Below are 19,505 nucleotides of genomic sequence, written 5' to 3'. Positions count from 1 at the left end.
TTTCCGATAGGGACATCGATCTAACATAACGCAAGCCGATGCTCTATTTACGATGTTCCCGAAGAGGATGTCCAAATCGGATTCAGCTCATTCAGAACTGTCTCACCTGCGAAATGCTTATTAACTGATAAGATGAAGATGGAGCATAACAAAGTGACGAATAAAATGTTAGATTTTATCAAATACAAGGGGGTTGTATGGAAAACCCCATTAGCTGCAGCACTGTCTTGGGAGCTTGCTGAGTGGGCCGGATCTAAGCATCCTTACTTGGCTCCTCTAACGGTCATTTTGTGTATCCAATTAACAGTTGACAAATCCATACAATTTGCTTGGCAGCGCATCGTGGGGACCATAGCCGGTGTCATTTTAACTGCTTCCATAGCACCTTATATTGGCTTAAACGGCTGGAGTATAGGATTCCTTCTTCTAGTCGGCGCTCTTATTTTAACGTGGCTGAAATTAGATCATGCAATAATGGTCCAATTTGCTCTCAGTATTTTATTGGTCATGTACTTTCAAAGCAAGATGCCGAGCTACTCGCTTGATCGGATACGCGATACTGTTATAGGTGCGATCGTAGCCATCCTGATCCATATCATGATATTCCCTCCCGATTCTGTTAACAAAGCTAAAAAAAAGATGATCCAATTTGCGGACCATCTATCCAATCATTTTATAAACACCGCTCTTTGGGTCACAGAGGGCTGTTCCTCAAGTAAAACACAAAATTTGCAAACTAAATTGCAAACATTATTTCAGGAACTTCATCAAGTGACCAACGAGTTGGATAAAGCGGAGCAAAGTCTGCGTTATAATCCAATAGGTGCCAATAAACGCAATACTTTGAAAGCGCTGAACCAGCAAATGCATCGACTTCGATCGGGCCATGCCAATCTTTCAGATATGATACGCATTTTGTTAAAGTGGTCCGAAAGCGGCAATTTTGCAAAAGAGAATCAACGAATGTGGGCCGATCATTTGAACTCGCTAGGGAAACTTGTCAAGGAATGGAAAGAAGCATTGGATGACCCGGAAAAATATAGCTTGGTTTCCAACGAATCAGCTTTGCAAATTAAAGTGCCTGATAATATGGAGAAGTATCAATACCCGGTTGCCTTATATTTGAACGCGGAGCAAGTCATTCAAGATTTTCAAACTGCGAATTAATCTAATAATGATGTTCAAGAAATAGCACGGAGCCTCCTCCTTAGCTCCCCGAGGTCCTCGGCTCCCTATCCTTATTTCGCTGAAAAACGTCCTTCACTGCATGATGAATTTCTTCGTAGGACGTACACCTGCAAATGTTGGATTCCAGCCAATCCCGAATGGTCTCTTCATCGGCATCAGGGTGAAGACTCAGCAAGCCTTCGCAGTTCATAATAAAACCAGGAGTGCAATAACCGCATTGGAACGCCTGATTTTGAACAAATGCATGTTGTACGGGTGAGTCCGTCAGACCCTCAATCGTCGTGATTTGTTTTCCACTAGCTTCCACGGTGAGCATTAGGCACGATTTCATGGGCTGGCGGTCTACCCATATTGTACAGGCACCGCAGTCTCCGTTACCGCAACCGGGTTTACTCCCCGTGAGTCCGAGCTTGTCTCGAAGTGTATATAAGAGTACATCTGCAGCCCTTACTTGTATCGTTCGTTTATCTCCGTTAATTTCAAATTCAACTGGATAAACAGTCATGTCTCGAGATGACATTCATGCTTCACCTTCTCTGCAAAAGATATACCGCGTCTGCCATCGTTTGTTTAAGTACGAATTCCCGGTAAGAAGCGGAACCTTCTGTATTATGTAGTAAAGGAGCAGGAAGCTTACCTACCGCCTGCGCAATTCTTGCTGTCAAAGGTAGCGTGGAGTCGTTCAACGACCGATCGATCTCAACGGATCGAAAGGGAAATGCGCAGACGCCGCTGTATGCCGTACGGATCTGGTTATCTATTTTAAGAGCAGCTAGTGTGACGAGAGGATAGCCTACGTTGCCTATTTGCCGTTTTTTATAATGAACGTACGGCAGTGACAAATAAGCGCGGTTTGTTAAGGTTTGTACAAGAAATTCTCCGTTTTCCAATCTCATTTGTTGTAAGAAAACATGATGAATCGAAACTTCTCTTCTTCCATGTATGCCGGCTATAACCAAACGACTGTTTGCCAGCAGAAGCGGGAGTACAGCCTCTCGATAATGAATGTTGCCGCAAATGTTTCCTCCGAGCGTGATTTTATTCCGGGCTGTTTGGTCGGCGACTCCCTGCGCCGATTCGCTGAGCAGAGGGAACGCGTTCGCCTCAGACAAAGCCGATAACGTGACACAGGCTCCGATAACCAGCTGATCTTTCCGCATATCCATTGCATTGCACTCCGGAATGGCCTTCAAATCGATGACTGCTCCCGGTTGGATGGCGTTTGTTCGAGCCCACGTGATGATCTCCGTACCTCCGGCGTAGTATATCGGATTCTTCCCTTGTTTTTGCAAATACTGAAATAATTCCACAGCCTGCTGGACAGAGGAAGGTTTGTAGTATTCAAAGTCAAAAGGTATCATGGATCGTCCCCCATATCATCTCGGGTGTCAGTGGCAGATGATTGAGCTCTACGCCAGCAGCAATGGTTAAGCTGTTAGCCAATGCGGCCGGCATGCCGATCAAGGCGTGCTCGCCGATCCCGCGCAATCCATAAGGCGCTTCCAAATGAGGCGTCTCGACGAAATCAACGATGTACGTTGGTTGCTCACCATAACGAATCAATTTATAGGTTCTAAATTGCGGATTTAATACAGCACCTTTCTCATTAAATACAAAAGCTTCCCGGCTGGCAAAACTTAAGCCCATACTCATTGCCCCTGTTATTTGGCTGCGGGCCATTCCGGGATTAATTACCTTGCCGGCATCGATGACGGTTGCCGCTTTAATGATTTTGTACGTATAATCTCTAGTATCTAATTCCACCTCTACTGCTTGAGCGCCAACTGTCCATTCAGGACCGGGATTTCCTTTACCGGTTTGAGGGTCTAATAAGGTTAAATTACGCATGGCATAGCTTCCGCGGCCGATAATTTGACCGCCAATCGTATTTCCATTTGGAAATGTGTAGCCGTTAGCGATATTTTCAATGGCTATCTCTTTATCAGGGCGATCTTTCAAGTAAACCTTGCCCGCTCCGACATCCAAGTCTGTTGGCAAGCATTGCAAGACGATTGCAGCTATGTTTTTTAGCTGTGCGATGGCATCGTCAGCCGCATGCAGGATCGCATTGCCGACTAGAAAGGTACTGCGGCTTGCTACTGTTTTCCAAAAATAGGGATCTTTCTCGGTGTTGACATCCGTAGAGATATGGATCAACCGGTCATCCATACGCAGCTTTTCGGCTAACAGTTGTGTCAGAGATGTCCTGGTACCCTGGCCGATTTCTACTGCGCCACAGAGCAGGTTAACGCTTCCATCCGGATTAAATGCGATAACGGCTCCCGCTCCGGCATCTGTTGGCGTATCGGAATTTTTCCAGAAACAGCATACCCCCACCGCTTTGACGAGATGGCCATCGGTTTCACGCACTGGACGGTCGTCCCATTGGAGTAATGTTTTCAATTTGGCAATGCACATGGGCAGATCACCCAAATTACTTCTATTGAGTAAAGTTTGTGTCGGAGATGTATCCCCTGGCCCAATTGCGTTATTAAAGCGAAACTCTAAAGGATCCATGCCCACTCGGTCAGCCAGTAAATCCATTGCTCTTTCTATCGCGAACGTCAGTTCGGGGTGCCCGAATCCTCGAAAGGAAGTGGAATAAGGGTGGTTCGTATACATGCATAATGAGTCGCATTGAACGTTCTCGATACGATAAGGTCCCGTACAATCGACCGCTCCTGCCCGGCTCATAACCGCACCTCGATCCGAATAGGCTCCGCCATCATACAGATACAAAATTTCGGCAGCCATCAATCTCCCTTCCTGCGTGCAGCCAAGTTTGATTGTCGCATCCAGTCCGATATGGACGGGAGAAGAGATCATGTCCACCTCTCGGGAATTCACCAATTTTACAGCTTTTCCACCAACCGCACGGGATGCCATAAAAGCAAGAAATTCGATCTGAATCGCGGATTTCCCACCGAAACTACCTCCGACCAGAGGCGTGTGAACGATCACTTTATGAAGCGGGATATGAAAGGATTGGCTGAGAGTTCTTCGGATAACAAAAGGCGATTGAGAAGCGGAATGGATGATGACTCTACCGTCAGGTAAAATCTGCGTTGTACAGCAGCGCATTTCCATCGCTGCGTGATCCGATTGCGGTATAGTCACCTTAACTTCAATCGTATGATCGCTATTCTTCCATCCTTGTGCCATATTCCCCTTGCGTATTTTTGTCCGGTTCGCAATGTTCGTTCCCGGCTCCGGGTAAGCTTCTTCGTGTCGCTTGTACTCGGCAAGATGCTCATGGATGATAGGAGCGTTGCTCTGAAAAGCGTCGCTTGGAGAAAGGACGACCGGTAAAAGTTCGTATTCCACTTTAATTCGGAGAGCCGCCATTTCTGCTATATATTCTTGCTCCGCAACAACTAGGGCGACGGGCTCGCCGTAATATCTCACTTTGTCGATGGCCAGTGGCGGACGGTCTGCCAGCGGCGAACCTGTCAAAATCGGCTCATTTCGACCTGTTATGACCGCTTTTACACCCGGAAGTTTCATCGCTTCTGAGTAATCAATTGATTTTATTTTCGCGTGAGCATGCGGGCTGATGGCAATTTTGACATGTAATAGTTCCGGTCCTGAGACATCATTCATATATTTGGTAAGCCCTGTGACTTTCTCCCATGTTTCCTTTCTTGGAATGCTTTTCCCAATCGAGTGTCGGATCTTGCCCCCCTCCTTTTATTGAAATGATCATGTGACGTTCAAATTCTTCGTAGCCTACTATCGTTTTGCATTAGAATTGTATTTGTCGCTAACATACCTGATAAGTTCCGTTCAGATCCACATCTAAATCTATTCATGAGATTTATGGGATATGTTATATCCACATTGAATCTTGGCGGTAAGTACAACCGCTCCCACAGCTGCAATAAGAATGCTCAAAATGACTTGATTCTTATCCTTGGCAGGTGACTAACGCCATCTTCGAACTACTAAAGTCTATATAAATTTTTATTTAACAAATAGACTCTACTCCAAAATTCTGACCTTTATTTGAATATAATAAGGAGTACATTCAAATAAGGACCAGAGGGGAATTTCTTCAATATGCATATTCTGATAATTGTTCCTGAATAAATCCCCGTTCCGCCACCAGTGGGAGAGTTTGTGGAACATTGTATCTATCAATTGCTAGAATAATATAGCCTAAACGTGTCGAGTTACAGCAACCAAATTACAGAAAATATATGCTGAAAAAACCAAGTAAAGGTGTTGTGATTATTATGAACCGAGCGAGTACTCTAGGCAGTAAATGGGTCAAAACGAAGATTCTTTTATTAAACAAAGAGCTGCGCAAATTTGTTCCGGAAACAAAAATCTACAATCAAACGAACCTGCAGCAGATGTTAAATAAACATAAGATGGTTTATGTCAAACCCATCAATGGATCTTTCGGACAAGGCGTTATTCGCGTGGAGAAAAACGATAAAAAATACCGCTTTCAAGCTGGGGAAATCGCTAGATCATTTGGATCTTTTTTAGGCTTATATACATCACTTAATAAAGCAAAGTTAAACAGATCCTATTTAGTGCAGCAAGGAGTAGATCTTCTAACCTATCAAAAGAACATATTCGATACACGCATTATGGTACAAAAAAGCCCAAGGAAGACTTGGGAAGCTACAGGGTATATCGGTCGAGTTGCCCATCCCAAAAAAATAGTGACGAACTTTCATAATAGCGGTAAACCACTACCCTTAGAATTATTACTTAATTCCTATTTAAAGAATCCGTTGAAAAAAGAATATATCAAAAACTTGCAACATTTAGGGTATCAAATTGCAAAGCACTACCAGAAGACTTATCCTAGATTTAAAGAAATTGGTGTTGACATCGGGATAGATAAACAATTGAAGCCATGGGTGCTTGAAGTAAACACAGCACCTGATCCATTCATATTTAATAAATTAAAAGATAAAAAAATGTTCTTTAAAGTTCTTCGTTATGCGAAAGCAAACGGCAGGTTTTTACATGTGAAACGTAAGTAATTGCTCTATAATCTGTCACTTAAAAATAAAACAGAAGGAATGCTCAGAATCTGAGTTTTCCTTCAGTTTTTAATCGATCAAGTCTTCAATTGCTATTATCTATTTCTCATGAAGAATTTCTGAAGGGAACCGTCATCATAACGACGAAAACCCCGTCATTATGTGTAAGCGTTACCGTTCCTTCGTGCATTTCAACAATGTTTCTGGTGATCGGAAGACCTAAACCGGTACCCGTTTGGATATCTTCGCTGCGCCGCGAGTGATCGCCTTTATAAAAACGGTCAAAAAGTTTTTCTTCTTGATCTTTTGTTATGGGTGTTCCTTCATTTTCGACTGTAATGTAAAAAAACTGTTCATCTGTTTTCATGGAGATACGGATTGTGCCCGGCTTAATGGAATACTTGAGCGCATTCATCAGCAAATTATCGATGGCTCTCCCGAATTTTTCGCTATCAATTGCCGTAACAACAGCGGTATTGCCGATATCTTTGTCTATGGATGCACTGTATTCCTGAGCAATAGGCTCGAATTCAAAAATCATTTGGTCAAGCAGCTGACGAACATCAATTTGTTTCAGATTTAATTTAATGCTGCTAGATGTAAGACGAGTGTATTCAAACAAATCGTCTATGAGATTTTTCAAATGAATGGCTTTACTATATGTGTTTTGAAAAAACCGTTCATACTCATTCTGATCTTGAAATGAACTAGTTCTTAACAAATCTAAGTAACCAATGATGCTCGTAAGAGGCGTGCGCAAGTCATGGGATATACCTGTTATTAGGTCCATCTTGGATTTTTCAATCTTCCGCTCCATTTGAATCTGTCGATCTAATCGTTCAGTCATCGCATTAATGCTTAATGCTACTCGCCCAAGTTCATCTTCTCGCAGTATTGGTACGCGATATCCCAAATTTCCTTCTGAAATGATATCGAGTCCTTCTGCTAAAGCAATGAGGTATCTGACCACACGGCCGGTTAGCAAATAAAAAGAGACGATGAATGTAGCCACAAAAAAAATAGTCGGCACATAAGTTTGATTAAAATTCGCGACGACCACCATGGAAATAACCGCAATAATAAGACTGAAAATAAATGCCCAAAACATCTCGACCCGGATGCTTTTTTTGCCTCTTATCAGGCTAAATAGTATATTTATCAATTTTATATCCCACTCCCCAAACCGTTTTGATATATTGGGGTTTTCTCGGATGTTCCTCCATTTTTTCACGCAAATTGCGGATATGCACCATGACCGTGTTATCGGAATAGCCGGAGGGTTCATTCCACAACGTTTCATAAATTTTATCGGCACTAAAAACTTGCCCAGAGTGGCTTGCCAATAACTCCAAAATAGAAAATTCAAGAGGTGTAAGGGAAACCTCTTTCCCCCTTATCGATACGAAATGTTTTGCTTTGTCGATAACAAGCTCTTGTATGGTAATCGCGGAATCGTTTGATTCTTTTGTGGTGTACGTTTGCCTCCGAAGTTGAGCTTTGACTCTTGCAAGCAGTTCTAAAGAATTAAAGGGCTTGGACACATAGTCATCAGCGCCAATAGAAAGACCCGTGATTTTATCGATATCCTCCTCTTTAGCTGAGAGCATAATGATGGGCGTTGTCCATGTTTCCCTAATCTTCATGCACGTTTTAATACCATCTAAATTGGGCATCATAACGTCCAAAATAATGAGCTGTACGGAGTTTACATTTAATACATCTAACGCTTTAAGACCGTCCTCTGCTTCTAAAACCTTATATCCTTCGTTGCGCAAATAAACGTGAATAACATCGCGAATTTCTGAGTCGTCGTCTACGACTAATACTGTGTTCATCTTGCTTTCCCCCTTTTCTGGCTTCTGAATAATAAAACTATAAAAATGATTATCGTTAATGAAAGTCCTACATATATACCGTAATGATATACCATTGTCCCAATACTTTGCACATGGGCTCCTGCTAGTCGACCTAACACAAAAAAGACAAGTGTCCAGACAAGTCCAGCCGTGTAAGAATAAAGCATGTAATGACGATACGGCATTTTATTAATCCCAACTAAATAGGGAATAAGATGTCTTAAGACCGGTATGAAGTAACTAAAGCTTAAAGCAAAATTTCCGTATTTGTTTAACATATACTCTGCTGCTATTAAATGCTTACCCATATTCTTTTTACGCCGAAGTTTATCAAGCACCGGTGATCCGAGAAATCTGCCGAGAACATAACCAAGTGATAGCCCAGAAATTACGCCTAAATAAGTGACAATAAAAGCTGGAAACGTAAGGAGAATATCCGTTTTGCTTACAGCTCCTCCGGTCATCACGATGACCTCGTCTGGTATCGGCATACCAACGATACCAAGCCAAAGCGAAAAAAACAACGCGGCATATCCAAATTCTGAAATAAAATGTAGGAGTGTGTCGTAATTCAAGCAATCCCCCCCTTTTTACGGCATACATACACAAATGCTGGCGGGAAATTAAGCGGCACAAAATTTATCCTTTCGATATCGAATGCATGTGCTAAATGCTTTTTCATCTGGAGCGAATACTGAAAGGCAACAAAGTAGCCGCCCGGTTTTAAGGCTTTGACAATTTGATCAATTAACGTTTCTCGAAGTTCTCTTGGAAAATTGAAAAACGGTAATCCGCTAATAATGCAGTCTAACTGACGGATGCCGTGGTGATTTATTACATTTGTTAAGTAACATGCATTTGTGTGGCATACAAAATCAGGGTATTGTTTTTGCAGAATAGCCTTCATGCTCTCGTCATTCTCGAACAAAAACACTTTAGTTGAGTCCGATACACTCGATTTGATAAACTGAGTGACTGCACCAGTGCCGGATCCAAGTTCAGCAACAGAACCAACTTCGCTCCACGGAACAGAATGAACCATTTTATTAGACAAAAATCGAGAACTTGGCAATACACTACCGATTTGCTTAGGACTTTGAATGAATTTTTGTAAAAACATTAAATATTGATCAGAAGCCATGAATCTCCCCGCCCTTCTCCTTATTTTCTTCATATATTAAGTTGAAATTCTAAGGAACATACGGGGATAAAACTAAAGAATTTCTGAAGAGAAAAACTCGAAACAAAAACGCCCTATTTAATAGGACGCTTAATGAAAATTCTTTAACCATTGGTTTCATGTTATCTTAAAGGGACGACGGCCTTTACTGGCTTCCGACTACACTTAAATTACAAGCCGGCACTCATGTGGTGCAAAGTTCTGATTCATGATAACATCATTGAAATGAAGTCATGGGAAACGTTTGTTATACAATTTTAGGAGGTTTGATATGCCTGATTTGTTGTTGTTGCTATTCTTGTTTAACTTGTCCTTATTTCTCCTGCACGAAATGGATGCAATTCGACGTTCGGAATGGAAACTATTTTTCGTTCTACAAGATATGGATGATGCAAAAGCCTATAAAGTGTTCACCTTTATCCATCTCCCCCTGTACACCATCATACTCGCTTTACTTTTTAGCCAATATCAGACGATTACGTTTTGGGTGCTAGACATCTTTCTCATGATCCATGCGATCCTGCACTTATTTTTCGAAAAGCACTCCCGCAACGAATTTAAAAATACATTCTCTCGTTTCATCATCTATCCGATGGGAACTCTTGCTGCTATCCATTTATTATTGATTGTGAATCTCTGATTTTCTCTTAACTTCCTTCCAATTCGATGTATGATTTCTATTTCCAGTAAAAACCCTCCCGTCAAAATGATAATCTTCAATATCAATTAATCATGAAATTAAGTCAGTATCCTGCCCAGTCGTAATATGTGCTCAAAGATAGTTTAATCAATCGAGGTAATACACCGTTAATTGAATAGGCTGCCGTTCTATGCTGTCGGCAGCCTGCTCCTGATGTCTATTGAGCTATCGTTTCCAGTAAAGTTATTCCAAACATTCATTACATTAAGTCTGTATCTTATCTTTTGCACATAAGTTAGTGGGTAGCTGCCGCCGCTGCGGCGATTTACTCCCTGCTTTCAACTAAAGTTCACCCGTTAGTTCAACGATACTGACGTTCCGCGAAACATTACTTAGTCGTATTTTACCGTATCAAATGTTCTGAAATCCCCCAGAAATATTTGAATAGGAACATTGATATTATTATTTCGTTTATTGTCACTAAGATAACAATAATCAGTTGTTGTTGGGTACTAAAATATTTTCTCCATATTGTTGTTTGATTAGCTACATCAATAGCATCTTTATATGCTGAATATCTCGGAGCAAAAACAAATCCGAATATTAGTATTAAAAAAGGTATGAATGCAAATGGCAACAAAACAATGGTAAGTATGCCTAACGCAAATAGAAAGCCTTTTTCATTATATTCTCCAGTGTGTTAAATTGTATTTCTAAGTAATTTTAAAACTAAAATGCTCTAAGTTGATTGTAATAGTTTCGTAATTACTTCGATTTTAGTCGCGTCTTTATTATTGTTTTTGGTTCTTCTATACCCGTCTTTAATGGATTTAGAATAAACTCTTAAGAAATCTTCTAAGCTTAAGGATTGATACCGTACCCCATTCTGTTCAATCAACTCTAATCCTTTATAATCTACATCCGCAAAATCAGCTAAATCTTCTACAAAAGCAAATGCTAACTTGGTTCCCTCTTTATGAAATTCATGTTCTCGTAAGTCAACAAACGTATACCCTAATCTTTCAACTGTTTGTCGCAAGACATCCCATCTTTCATGTAAATATTCTAATGGTACAAGAACATCGATATCCTGAGGGTTTAAATCAATACCGGATTTCATCTGCAGACCTAGAGAACCATACAATACTGGAGCAATGTTAAATTGATCGTTTAAAGCTTTGGCAATATTTAGGAATTCGTTAAATTTAATTGTTATCAAATTGAAATTCCCCCTAATTTTTCTCTAATATAACAAGTGAATAAACTGTTGCCCCCATCTCACCGCCTGACATAGCACTCTGAGATACAACCTTCCATCCCTCTTGTAAAAGCTGATTTAAATCACTTAAGTTATTCTTTTTATCGTTATAATAATGAACTACAATTGCCTTTTGCATGAATACACCTCCAGAACACCATTGTATCATACATATTATTCCATTAAACTCCCGTTAGTTCAACGTACAACGGCAGCCATCAATTTTCGGCTGCCGTCATATTGTGAATGAACAACTGTTCTCTCGTTAGCGTAATTCCGAGATCCCTCGGGCAGACCGAGAGAGTATAGCCCTAATGTTTTAATATGGTGTTGTATGATGTCACAGTCCTCTTCAATAAACCTTATAAAATCTAATCATTCCACATTTTTGTTACTTCTTCTAATTCTAATTCCTCGAATTGCATTTTATAGATATCTGGTTTCTTTAATTGGTTCAAAAAATCAAAGCCAAAAGCTGGATCAAAATAATTCATCATCAAAGTCATTACAAGACCATGAGTCCCGATTGCTATTTTCTTCCCTCTTTGCTCATTTATTATGGGTTTTAGAACTGAGATTGATCTTTTCTGACAATCAGCATTAGACTCTCCGCCCGGCAAGGTATGATTAAAGTCATTAAAACTTTCTCTGATAATAGACATTAACTCTGCATTTTCAATAATATTAGATGCAAAATGACGTTCTCTAAGATCTTCAAATACATTAATATGTAAATTTAAGTGCTCGGCCAATCCCTCAACACTAAGAATTGCTCGAGTATAAGGACTTGATATAATCATGTCAATTCCTTCACCTATAAGTAACTTCGTTGCTTTTTCAATATCAATCTTTCCTTTTGGGGTAAGCCCTCTTGTTCTTTCATTTCCTTCATTGTATGGTGATTCTCCATGCCTAATCATATAGATAATTGTCTTCATACAGGGCTCCTTTTAAATGCTTTCATTAAGTATCACACTGTGATTTCACATAACGTTATATTCACAAAGTTTATAAAATTATCCAACTCAGAAAATATTCAAGAAACAGTTTTCCTTTTGTTCAACGTTTATCCAGTGCCCCTAATTAGTACCAATTCGGCCAATTAGCCTAACCACAAGCTCTATAAGTACGGGACAATAGTTTTTATCCAATATGCTGCAGGTATAAATATTACTTGTGCTAATAACGTGCCACAAAATCTTGAGAACATTAGAGCACCAAAAACTTTATTAATTGATGATAACTTTGCTTTTTTTCTCAAAGCTTTATCTGTCAGTAAGGCAACTTGCGGAGCAATCAGTAAAGTCAATAATATAGTAGCCACTCCGTTTATTAATCCCGAAGCTTGAGAAGCCCCAATGCTATATTGCCCAGGCAAAAATGTTGCATATAAAGCTGCCAATACGCCTACAGTATAAATAGCGGTCACAAAACAGTTGATTATCATTAAGCGTTTTGGGAGACCACCTGCACGGAGACGCTGTACCATCTCCCACTTCGGCAATCGAAAATGATAGAAAGAATGCTGAATGACGTCAACTCGGAGTGCGTTTTGAATCATTTTCGGGACTGATCCGGCTTTCTCCAGATGTGCTACCATACGTCCAGATAATGCTACAAAAGTAGGAAATAATGCAATTGCAAGTAGAGTACCAAGGGAAGCAGCAGTTAATATAATCCTAAAATTCCCAACTATGTTAAACTCTAAATGCATTTTAGCAAAATCAACGACTTTTCCGGTCATCGTTCCCTGAGCAATATTTGACGTTCTTGAAATAAGAACAATCATACCCGTTAAAGAAAGTGCAATTGCTAACTTTCCTGATCGAATTCCTGCCATTCTCACAGCGTATGAGAGTGTTTCAGCTGAATGGATAACCAACGTAAGCAACGATATTAAAATGATACGTTCAGTCATTGAGAACAGCCTCCCAGTTTGTTGCTTTTTTTATAAATCTCTCTGAACATTAACTTCCCTTACATATAATAACTTAGCTATTTCTTCCAAAAAAGAGAAACTCGCTTAATATTTTTTTCTTATTTTGATCTTAACGCCAACAATGTTATCTAGGGTCTTGTATCGTGGCACCTGCTCATTGATAGTCTTATTAAACAAACTTCTTTCGTTAGCTTAACAATTGATTTCTACATATTGCTTACCTATAAAGCTTTATCCTCGTTGATTATTTTTGGAATAAGTTCTTGAACAAGATAAGGTAAGACATTATGTTGATAATCGGTAAAACATTTGAAGATAATTCACTCGTTTTTACTTCAAACAAGTGGTTTATCTCGTGATAATCTTACCATGTGCATCTAGGTATGTAATTAGAAACATTGTACCATTGGGTTACACACCTTTCTTTGTTTGCATGGTTGCTCTACACTTCCAAGATACCAAACAAAGAAGGGTGTTTTTCTGTCAAGAGAAAGAAAATATCCCCTTAACTCTTACAGACGGACGGAGTTCTGTTTAATTCGTAGCTGTGAAAGTTGAGTTAATAACTAAAATGGAGCCACACATGTTTCGCGGGCTCCGTTTCTATTTGCATGCTTTAGGATTTCTTAACTTCCGTAACGCCCTTCTCAAGAACATTCAGCAGAAACTTAATCGTTTCGGCACGGGTTAAAGTGTCCCCGCCTTGATAACCTTCAATGGTTGCGGACGTCTTCCCATCGGAATAGTGCATATTTAGCAGATACGCAATCGCATCGTCGCCTGTAAGAGACTGGCCATCGATCGCTGCAATAATCTCTGCTACGCGGGTTCTCGTAAGTTTGGTTTCTCTCGCTGACTGATTGGAATACCCCAAGAGCGGGAGATTATACTTCTTACTAATGACATATAAACCGTCAGCCCAATGGTTATTTTGTTGCAAATCAAGCCCTGTTTTGTCCGTTTTCAAGGCCCGAAGCGCGAATGCGATAAACTCGGCTTCTGTTACGTCACGGTTGGGCTGGAATGTTTTATCCTCATACCCTTGAACCAAATTTTGACTGATCGCCCATGCAATCTCTTTCTCTGCCCAATGACCGCTCAAATCTTTCATTTGTCGGCTGATTGTTCGATAGTCGGACGGAATCTCTGTGCTGCTGATACCTTCTCCGTTTACATCTTGTGCTTGCTTCAAGTTAGGATTCGCAGGATCAATGGCAGATAGACTGACCGTCGTTGAGGCGCCTCGATAGGTAATTGTGATGGTTCCATTGCTTACTGTGCCAGATGCTGTCACAGTCCCATTTTGCACCGAGATATGACTGTCTGAAGATTGATATTGAGCTTGAGACGTTACCTCTTGATTGCCGTTCACATCCGATACCGCCCAAACACGAAGCGACTGAGACTTCCCTACCTGTAAACTCAACTTTGAAGGGGATGCTGTCATCGAACTGATCGTTTCGGATCTCGTTGTAAATGTCCATTCTTTCTGGATCGTAGTGCCGCCCGTCAAACTGCCTTCAAAATGTACCGTATACGTTGTACTCGGGTTAAGAGGTGTTTTGGGCGTGAGTACGACGATGCCTTTCGACGAATTCGAAGCGTCTGTTTTGTAGTAGTCAGTGTTGTTGCCGGAACTGTCTGTAATGGTAGCTGAACTGAAATTGACGTTTTTGAATTCAGTAGCGGATATTGTAATCGGATAGCCTACTAGAGCGCCTTCTTTTCCAAAAGGGGCTAGAGGATTCGGTGTCTCTGCTGCATACCAGCTTGTCGGTACATTCGTTTGTCCTGAATAAGGGTAATAGTATGCCGTCGGGGTGTTTGAACTAGCCTTATAACCAATATTAGAAACTGTTATTTTCGGCGCACTTGAGGCTATTCCAATTCCGAACTCAATCGCAGTAGGGTCAAGCATAAGACTTCTATGATAGGGAGCATCGATAAGGCCTTGAATTCCACTATTATTCGTGTTATCGACATAGTTTACGACTTCGCCATACCCTGAGATTTTATAACCCACATAGGTCAGACGATCAGCAATACTTTGACCTGTAAACCCCACTTCACCTGGGTGTTCAACGTGCCCTCTAGATGATGCGGCTTGTGAGGAGCCTGTGCCATGCAGATAGTTCGCATGATTCTGTGCTGCTCTTGTCAGTAATTGATTTTCAGTTAGCGGAGATGAACCCATGGCCGTCCGTATACTGTTCCAAAGCATATAACCGCTCGAGCGCTGTGAAATCGCCTGCGGGTCATCTGTTCCGGAAACGACAGCGGCATTCACAACATTCACCGTAGACATCGCTGTGACTGAGCCAAAGGAAGCTGAAATGATCGCGGATCCAGATTTCAGCGCTTTGATACCGCTTTTGTCGACTTGAACAATATCCGGTGCGTTGGACGAATACGTGACTCTTGAAGTGTAGTCGAGGTCATCGCCAAAATAAGCTTGTCCAGTCAATGTAAAGGACCTTTTTTCCCCCTGATTTAGCGCGTATTGATACTGATCGAATTTCAGGTGATAGGGAGGATTGACTTGGACGTTTATCGTCTTCGTCACCCCGCCGTAGGTGGCAGTCAGCACAGTAGTGCCTAAACTCAAGGTGGAAAAAACGCCTTGTGAACTTACCGAGCCAATCCCAGTATTTGAGGATGTAAAGATTGGATTGGGAGCGATCGACGACGTATTGTCACTAAGCATGATCCTCATTCGAAGATTAACTTCCTGACCTAACGTTAGGGTGGTTATCGTTCGCTCTTGATTGTCGGTTATATACGACTCAACGACACTCACGGCGTTTACTGCGGGCATGAGCATAAGGGATAAGACCATGAACAACAGCATGATTTTCAATTTGGATTGCATACATGTTCTCCTCTTCCATCTGAGATATTCCTATTTAGCTTACCACATTCTTCTTTTTTCGACAAAAAATTTGAGGATAATAGATTTGCATTTCCCATAATTTACAGCAACAAAAAATAGAAGTTGCGTAATGCTCCGAATATTTATTTTGTGACTTCGTCGGCAATCGGACGATACTCTTGACTTTAAGAAATGACAAGAATATGATCCGGTAAAATAGAAAATCCGCCATTTTGGCGGATATTAATCGGACAATGTTCTTGTCAACCGACACTGTTTCAACGACATGATAGGCAAAAAAACTTCAAGCGCAAATCGTGTAAACCTTTGCCGCCTATGCTCAATTTTCTCTGAACAGCCAGAAACTGTCCCCGGAATCGGTATTCATAATCAAGCTGTTGGTCGCTGTTCGGGACATTGAGTTGTAAGCCCAGAACCGGTTAGCGCTTCCTGGAGTAAAAAACGAAAGGGTCGACTCTGGAATCGTCAACAGACCGCTTCGAGCTGCAGCCTCGGGAAGAATCCGATTTAACGTAAAGAACCCGTTGCCGCGGGCATGGCCGGGAGCATTATAAAATTGCAGCATATCTAACGGCTTATCATGAACCTTCATCGTCACTTCCTTAAAGATCACATAAAGCCCATCCGGCCCCCGTTGCAACCACGGCTCTCTGTCACCAAGCAGGAAATCTGCGTATAGACTTCGCGGCGCCCCTTCTTCCTCCGGAGGCACATCGACTATGATCATCCGGTGCATCGTCAGCACCGCCAGATCCCCTGCAGCGACAGGCTTATCGACAACATTAGCGAAGCTCGTATACGGAATCAGCTCATCATCAAAAGTTACATGAATATAACGATTCTCATAATACAGCTTGACATCATTTGTGGACATCTGCTTCGGGTGCTCTGGTCCGAGATACATCGAGTCCCCTCGTTGAAGGCCTTCGAGCACCGCCTCCTTAATCGTCATGTTCAGATCACGCAGCTTTACAAATCTCGTCGGCTTCGTCTCATCATGAAAATTATAATAAATCCCTGTATCCGGCAGCTTCGCCAGCGGCTCCAGACCGGCAAAATCCATCTTGCTGCTCAAACCGATCCCGATCAACTTGATATACTTCGGGATGGCTCTCCCCTCCTCACTATTGTGTACCTTCAAGTAACGGTAGGGCGTCAAGCTTGTCGCATTCGTACCCGTCAAGCCTACCTCGCGCAATTCATTCAGCCCAAGATAGTCCTCCGCGCGGGTGCCTTCCACCCGCTCATACCGCAGCAGAATCGCAGCCAACTCCGCTCGGCTGGCCGTCTCGTTTGGACGCAAGCTACCATCCTCGAATCCGTTAACCAGCCCTGCCCCTCTGGCGACTGCCAAATAAGGAATCTGCTCCGGCGTGAAGCCGCCCCGGTAGCTTTCCGGTGAAGGCAGCAGTGTATGGGCAGTGTCGACGAGCGCTTGCCGGAAACCGGAGTCTGCCTGCGCCAGCCCAGTAGCCATCCATTTCATAAGCTCGAACCGTGTGACCGGAACGTCCGGCTGGAAGCCTTGGGCGTAATCTGCCGGGGAGAGCAAGCCAAGCCGAGTCAGCTTGTCCACCTCAGCGCGGCTCCAGTGGCTATCTATATCGGCAATGGAAGCGCCAGGTTGGCTCATCTCCGTCAACCGCGTGACACGGCTGAGCATACTAGCTGCCTCAGCGCGCGTTACAGCATGATCAGGACGGAAGGTTCCGTCAGCGTAGCCTTGCACTAGTTTCTGTGTCACAGCCGTCTGAACAACCTCTTCCGACCAGTGTCCTTTTAAATCTGTAAAGTCGCTGGCTTGTGCAGAGGCTGGCTGGCTCAGAATGGAAATACCCAGCAGCAGCACAAGATTGAGCGTCCATGTTTGCAGCTTATTCATTTTTCCTACTCCCTTCCAAATTCACGACAAACACTATTCTACCAAAGATTGGAGTACTTTATCATCTTTCAAGTTAAACTCGTATTAAAACCTCGTACTATAGCTCCAACCTTGCTGATAGATTCTTGTGTTATTCTTGCAGATCACTTGGGAGTAAGTTCCATTTACGTACACGTGTAGCTGCCTCTAGGAAGTGTAAACTCTTGTTGTATCGTGTAATTGTAAAGAGTTATATCATTTGCCTGAGGAGCATATGCAAGTATATTACCATTGGCGATACGATTAGATCCTCTTGGGATAATGTTGGTGTCATTTATCACAGCCTTTGCCAGCTGAAGAATGCTCAAAGTTGTCTCCTTAAAAATACTGGCTGTAGGATCTTGTTGAATCCAATATTTGACTATGACCTTCATTCTCTGCGCATCCGTAGGGGAGGCGATCTGCGCCAATCGTAAAATGCCTTCTATTTGTTACTGTTATTTTCCGTGTTCGGTTATTATAAATGCCTGCTTCAAGCAAGTAAGTTGATTTAATTTTACTCCCATTCTATCGTTAAAAACTCTGTAAATAATCAACGCTAAGTCTGTTTCAGACTTACACGACAAGGATTTCTGAGCGATTTCTTTTACTTCGATGCTATACTCGTTTTCTGGGGCACCTCCTGCTAAGAGGCCAACCGGATCCCAGTCATTAATTACTTGGCTTAGAAACTCTAAATCTATGTTCATCTATTTATCACCTTCTGATATCGGTTATATATTTTAATTATCCCGCCTATAGACATAAACTGCTGCCTATTCATGCCAGCAGCCGCGCCATGTTTATTAAACTATATGGTTCCGTTAACGGAAATAGTCAACTTAATCAGCTATAATCCTTTGGTTGATTGGATGTTTTAGCCAGTATCTAATACCTTTACCTGCTATAAAGGTTCATCCTCAAATCTAGGTATAAGATGTAAAAGAGCGTGAAATATTTCTTGTTCTCCAACATGGCCACAGTTGATCCTATACTTAACATTTCAGTTACATAGCTTTCACATAACTAAGCGCCTGTGCCGCAAACGCCCCCATAGTCGGAAGTACAATTTTTTTATTATCGTTTTCACGGTATCCCCCATCTACTTCATTACGCGAGTAATGCCTCATGATTACATATCCATGTTTTATGCCGAGGGCAATTACAACTGACAAAAACATTCCGATGAGACTAAACTTGACAGTAGAAGTTGTTCTCTTGATATTTGCCGGTTCTAATTTAGAATGAGGCCGATATCCACATTTGGGACAAAAGTTCGACTTAATTTCTAACTCCTCACTGCAGTTTGGACACAGATTCATTGTATCACCTACTATTTAGAGTGGATTCATTATTCGCTAATCTTTACTGGAACTCCTCTAAGGGCGATTTGAGCATTAGGTTTCAGTCAGCTATTCTGGCCGATCGACTTGGACGGGCTCTCCCGAAATACTGCCACACCCCATAAGTCGTTAGCAATATTCCAGAATGATTACGACCTTCGCTAATAATTTGGTGTTAACGAAAAACATGGCATCACACCACCTTTTTCCATTTTCGTCACACTTTTCTACGCTAGGGACATACAAAAAGTTACTGAATCATCGGTGGCATTTTTTGAAATAAACTGTCCGTTACTTGAACAGGCCACCGTATT

The 19,505-nt window shown here is 41.8% G+C and carries 18 protein-coding genes; 3 read left to right on the top strand and 15 right to left on the bottom strand.

All coding sequences use genetic code 11. The features are described from left to right. The first annotated feature begins 153 nt into the window (after positions 1–153). The gene (locus BC351_RS26945; RefSeq protein ID WP_079416851.1) at positions 154–1,167 is read left to right on the top strand and encodes an FUSC family protein; all 1,014 of its coding nucleotides are present in this window, start codon (positions 154–156) and stop codon (positions 1,165–1,167) included. Between the two features lie 40 nt (positions 1,168–1,207). On the opposite strand, the gene BC351_RS26940 is transcribed toward BC351_RS26945, so the two are convergent. Genes BC351_RS26940 through BC351_RS26930 form a run of 3 tightly spaced genes read right to left on the bottom strand, consistent with a single transcriptional unit; the run spans position 1,208 to position 4,860 of the window. After that, positions 1,208–1,708, bottom strand: a complete 501-nt coding sequence (locus BC351_RS26940) for a (2Fe-2S)-binding protein (RefSeq protein ID WP_079416850.1) — start codon at positions 1,706–1,708, stop codon at positions 1,208–1,210. A 7-nt stretch (positions 1,709–1,715) separates the two neighbouring features. Then, entirely contained in the window at positions 1,716–2,549 is an 834-nt protein-coding gene (locus BC351_RS26935) for an FAD binding domain-containing protein (protein WP_079416848.1), read from the bottom strand. After that, the gene (locus BC351_RS26930; protein ID WP_079416846.1) at positions 2,536–4,860 is read right to left on the bottom strand and encodes a xanthine dehydrogenase family protein molybdopterin-binding subunit; all 2,325 of its coding nucleotides are present in this window, start codon (positions 4,858–4,860) and stop codon (positions 2,536–2,538) included. Before BC351_RS26930 ends, BC351_RS26935 begins: the two co-directional genes overlap by 14 nt. 560 nt (positions 4,861–5,420) lie before the next feature. On the opposite strand from BC351_RS26930, the gene BC351_RS26925 reads away from it, so the two are divergent. Further along, positions 5,421–6,185 (top strand): YheC/YheD family protein, encoded by a 765-nt coding sequence (locus tag BC351_RS26925; RefSeq protein WP_079416844.1) that lies wholly within the window; start codon positions 5,421–5,423, stop codon positions 6,183–6,185. Positions 6,186–6,291: 106 nt separating this feature from the next. Here the strand turns inward: BC351_RS26925 and BC351_RS26920 are convergent, their stop codons facing one another. From BC351_RS26920 to BC351_RS26905, 4 genes are read right to left on the bottom strand one after another with little or no spacing between them, the layout of a single operon-like run. After that, positions 6,292–7,347 carry a HAMP domain-containing sensor histidine kinase gene (locus BC351_RS26920; RefSeq protein WP_244209186.1) on the bottom strand — a complete coding sequence of 352 codons (1,056 nt, stop codon included), beginning with the start codon at positions 7,345–7,347 and terminating at the stop codon, positions 6,292–6,294. Further along, positions 7,328–8,020, bottom strand: a complete 693-nt coding sequence (locus BC351_RS26915) for a response regulator transcription factor (RefSeq protein WP_079416840.1) — start codon at positions 8,018–8,020, stop codon at positions 7,328–7,330. The genes BC351_RS26920 and BC351_RS26915 overlap by 20 nt, the downstream gene beginning before the upstream one ends. Then, positions 8,017–8,616 carry a DedA family protein gene (locus BC351_RS26910; protein ID WP_079416838.1) on the bottom strand — a complete coding sequence of 200 codons (600 nt, stop codon included), beginning with the start codon at positions 8,614–8,616 and terminating at the stop codon, positions 8,017–8,019. The genes BC351_RS26915 and BC351_RS26910 overlap by 4 nt, the downstream gene beginning before the upstream one ends. Then, on the bottom strand, positions 8,613–9,182 hold the full coding sequence (locus tag BC351_RS26905) for a class I SAM-dependent methyltransferase (RefSeq protein WP_079416836.1): 570 nt from the start codon (positions 9,180–9,182) through the stop codon (positions 8,613–8,615). The genes BC351_RS26910 and BC351_RS26905 overlap by 4 nt, the downstream gene beginning before the upstream one ends. A gap of 310 nt (positions 9,183–9,492) precedes the next feature. On the opposite strand from BC351_RS26905, the gene BC351_RS26900 reads away from it, so the two are divergent. Then, positions 9,493–9,861, top strand: a complete 369-nt coding sequence (locus tag BC351_RS26900; protein ID WP_079416834.1) for a DUF6713 family protein — start codon at positions 9,493–9,495, stop codon at positions 9,859–9,861. A gap of 739 nt (positions 9,862–10,600) precedes the next feature. Here BC351_RS26900 and BC351_RS26895 read toward each other — a convergent pair. From BC351_RS26895 to BC351_RS44000, 8 genes are all read right to left on the bottom strand, one after another. Continuing rightward, complete coding sequence (locus tag BC351_RS26895; protein ID WP_244209185.1) at positions 10,601–11,080, bottom strand: hypothetical protein; 480 nt, start codon at positions 11,078–11,080, stop codon at positions 10,601–10,603. A 13-nt stretch (positions 11,081–11,093) separates the two neighbouring features. Further along, positions 11,094–11,258, bottom strand: coding sequence for a hypothetical protein (locus tag BC351_RS42455; protein WP_158082244.1), 165 nt, complete (start codon positions 11,256–11,258; stop codon positions 11,094–11,096). Positions 11,259–11,490: 232 nt separating this feature from the next. Beyond that, a complete protein-coding gene (locus BC351_RS26890) occupies positions 11,491–12,057 on the bottom strand; it encodes a histidine phosphatase family protein (protein WP_079416832.1) in 567 nt (188 codons plus the stop codon). Between the two features lie 182 nt (positions 12,058–12,239). Then, positions 12,240–13,037 (bottom strand): lipid II flippase Amj family protein, encoded by a 798-nt coding sequence (locus BC351_RS26885; RefSeq protein ID WP_079416830.1) that lies wholly within the window; start codon positions 13,035–13,037, stop codon positions 12,240–12,242. Positions 13,038–13,674: 637 nt separating this feature from the next. Continuing rightward, positions 13,675–15,927 (bottom strand): S-layer homology domain-containing protein, encoded by a 2,253-nt coding sequence (locus BC351_RS26880; protein WP_079416828.1) that lies wholly within the window; start codon positions 15,925–15,927, stop codon positions 13,675–13,677. 340 nt (positions 15,928–16,267) lie between these two features. Beyond that, positions 16,268–17,830 (bottom strand): S-layer homology domain-containing protein, encoded by a 1,563-nt coding sequence (locus tag BC351_RS26875; RefSeq protein WP_079416826.1) that lies wholly within the window; start codon positions 17,828–17,830, stop codon positions 16,268–16,270. A gap of 476 nt (positions 17,831–18,306) precedes the next feature. After that, entirely contained in the window at positions 18,307–18,558 is a 252-nt protein-coding gene (locus BC351_RS26865; RefSeq protein WP_079416822.1) for a hypothetical protein, read from the bottom strand. Between the two features lie 297 nt (positions 18,559–18,855). Continuing rightward, on the bottom strand, positions 18,856–18,978 hold the full coding sequence (locus tag BC351_RS44000) for a hypothetical protein (RefSeq protein ID WP_279628377.1): 123 nt from the start codon (positions 18,976–18,978) through the stop codon (positions 18,856–18,858). Between the last annotated feature and the right edge of the window lie 527 nt (positions 18,979–19,505).

Source organism: Paenibacillus ferrarius, from assembly GCF_002027705.1.
Taxonomy (GTDB): Bacteria; Bacillota; Bacilli; order Paenibacillales; family NBRC-103111; genus Paenibacillus_E; species Paenibacillus_E ferrarius.
The sequence above is the reverse complement of the archived record's forward strand: the minus strand, read 5'-3'. Positions and strand labels throughout refer to the sequence as shown.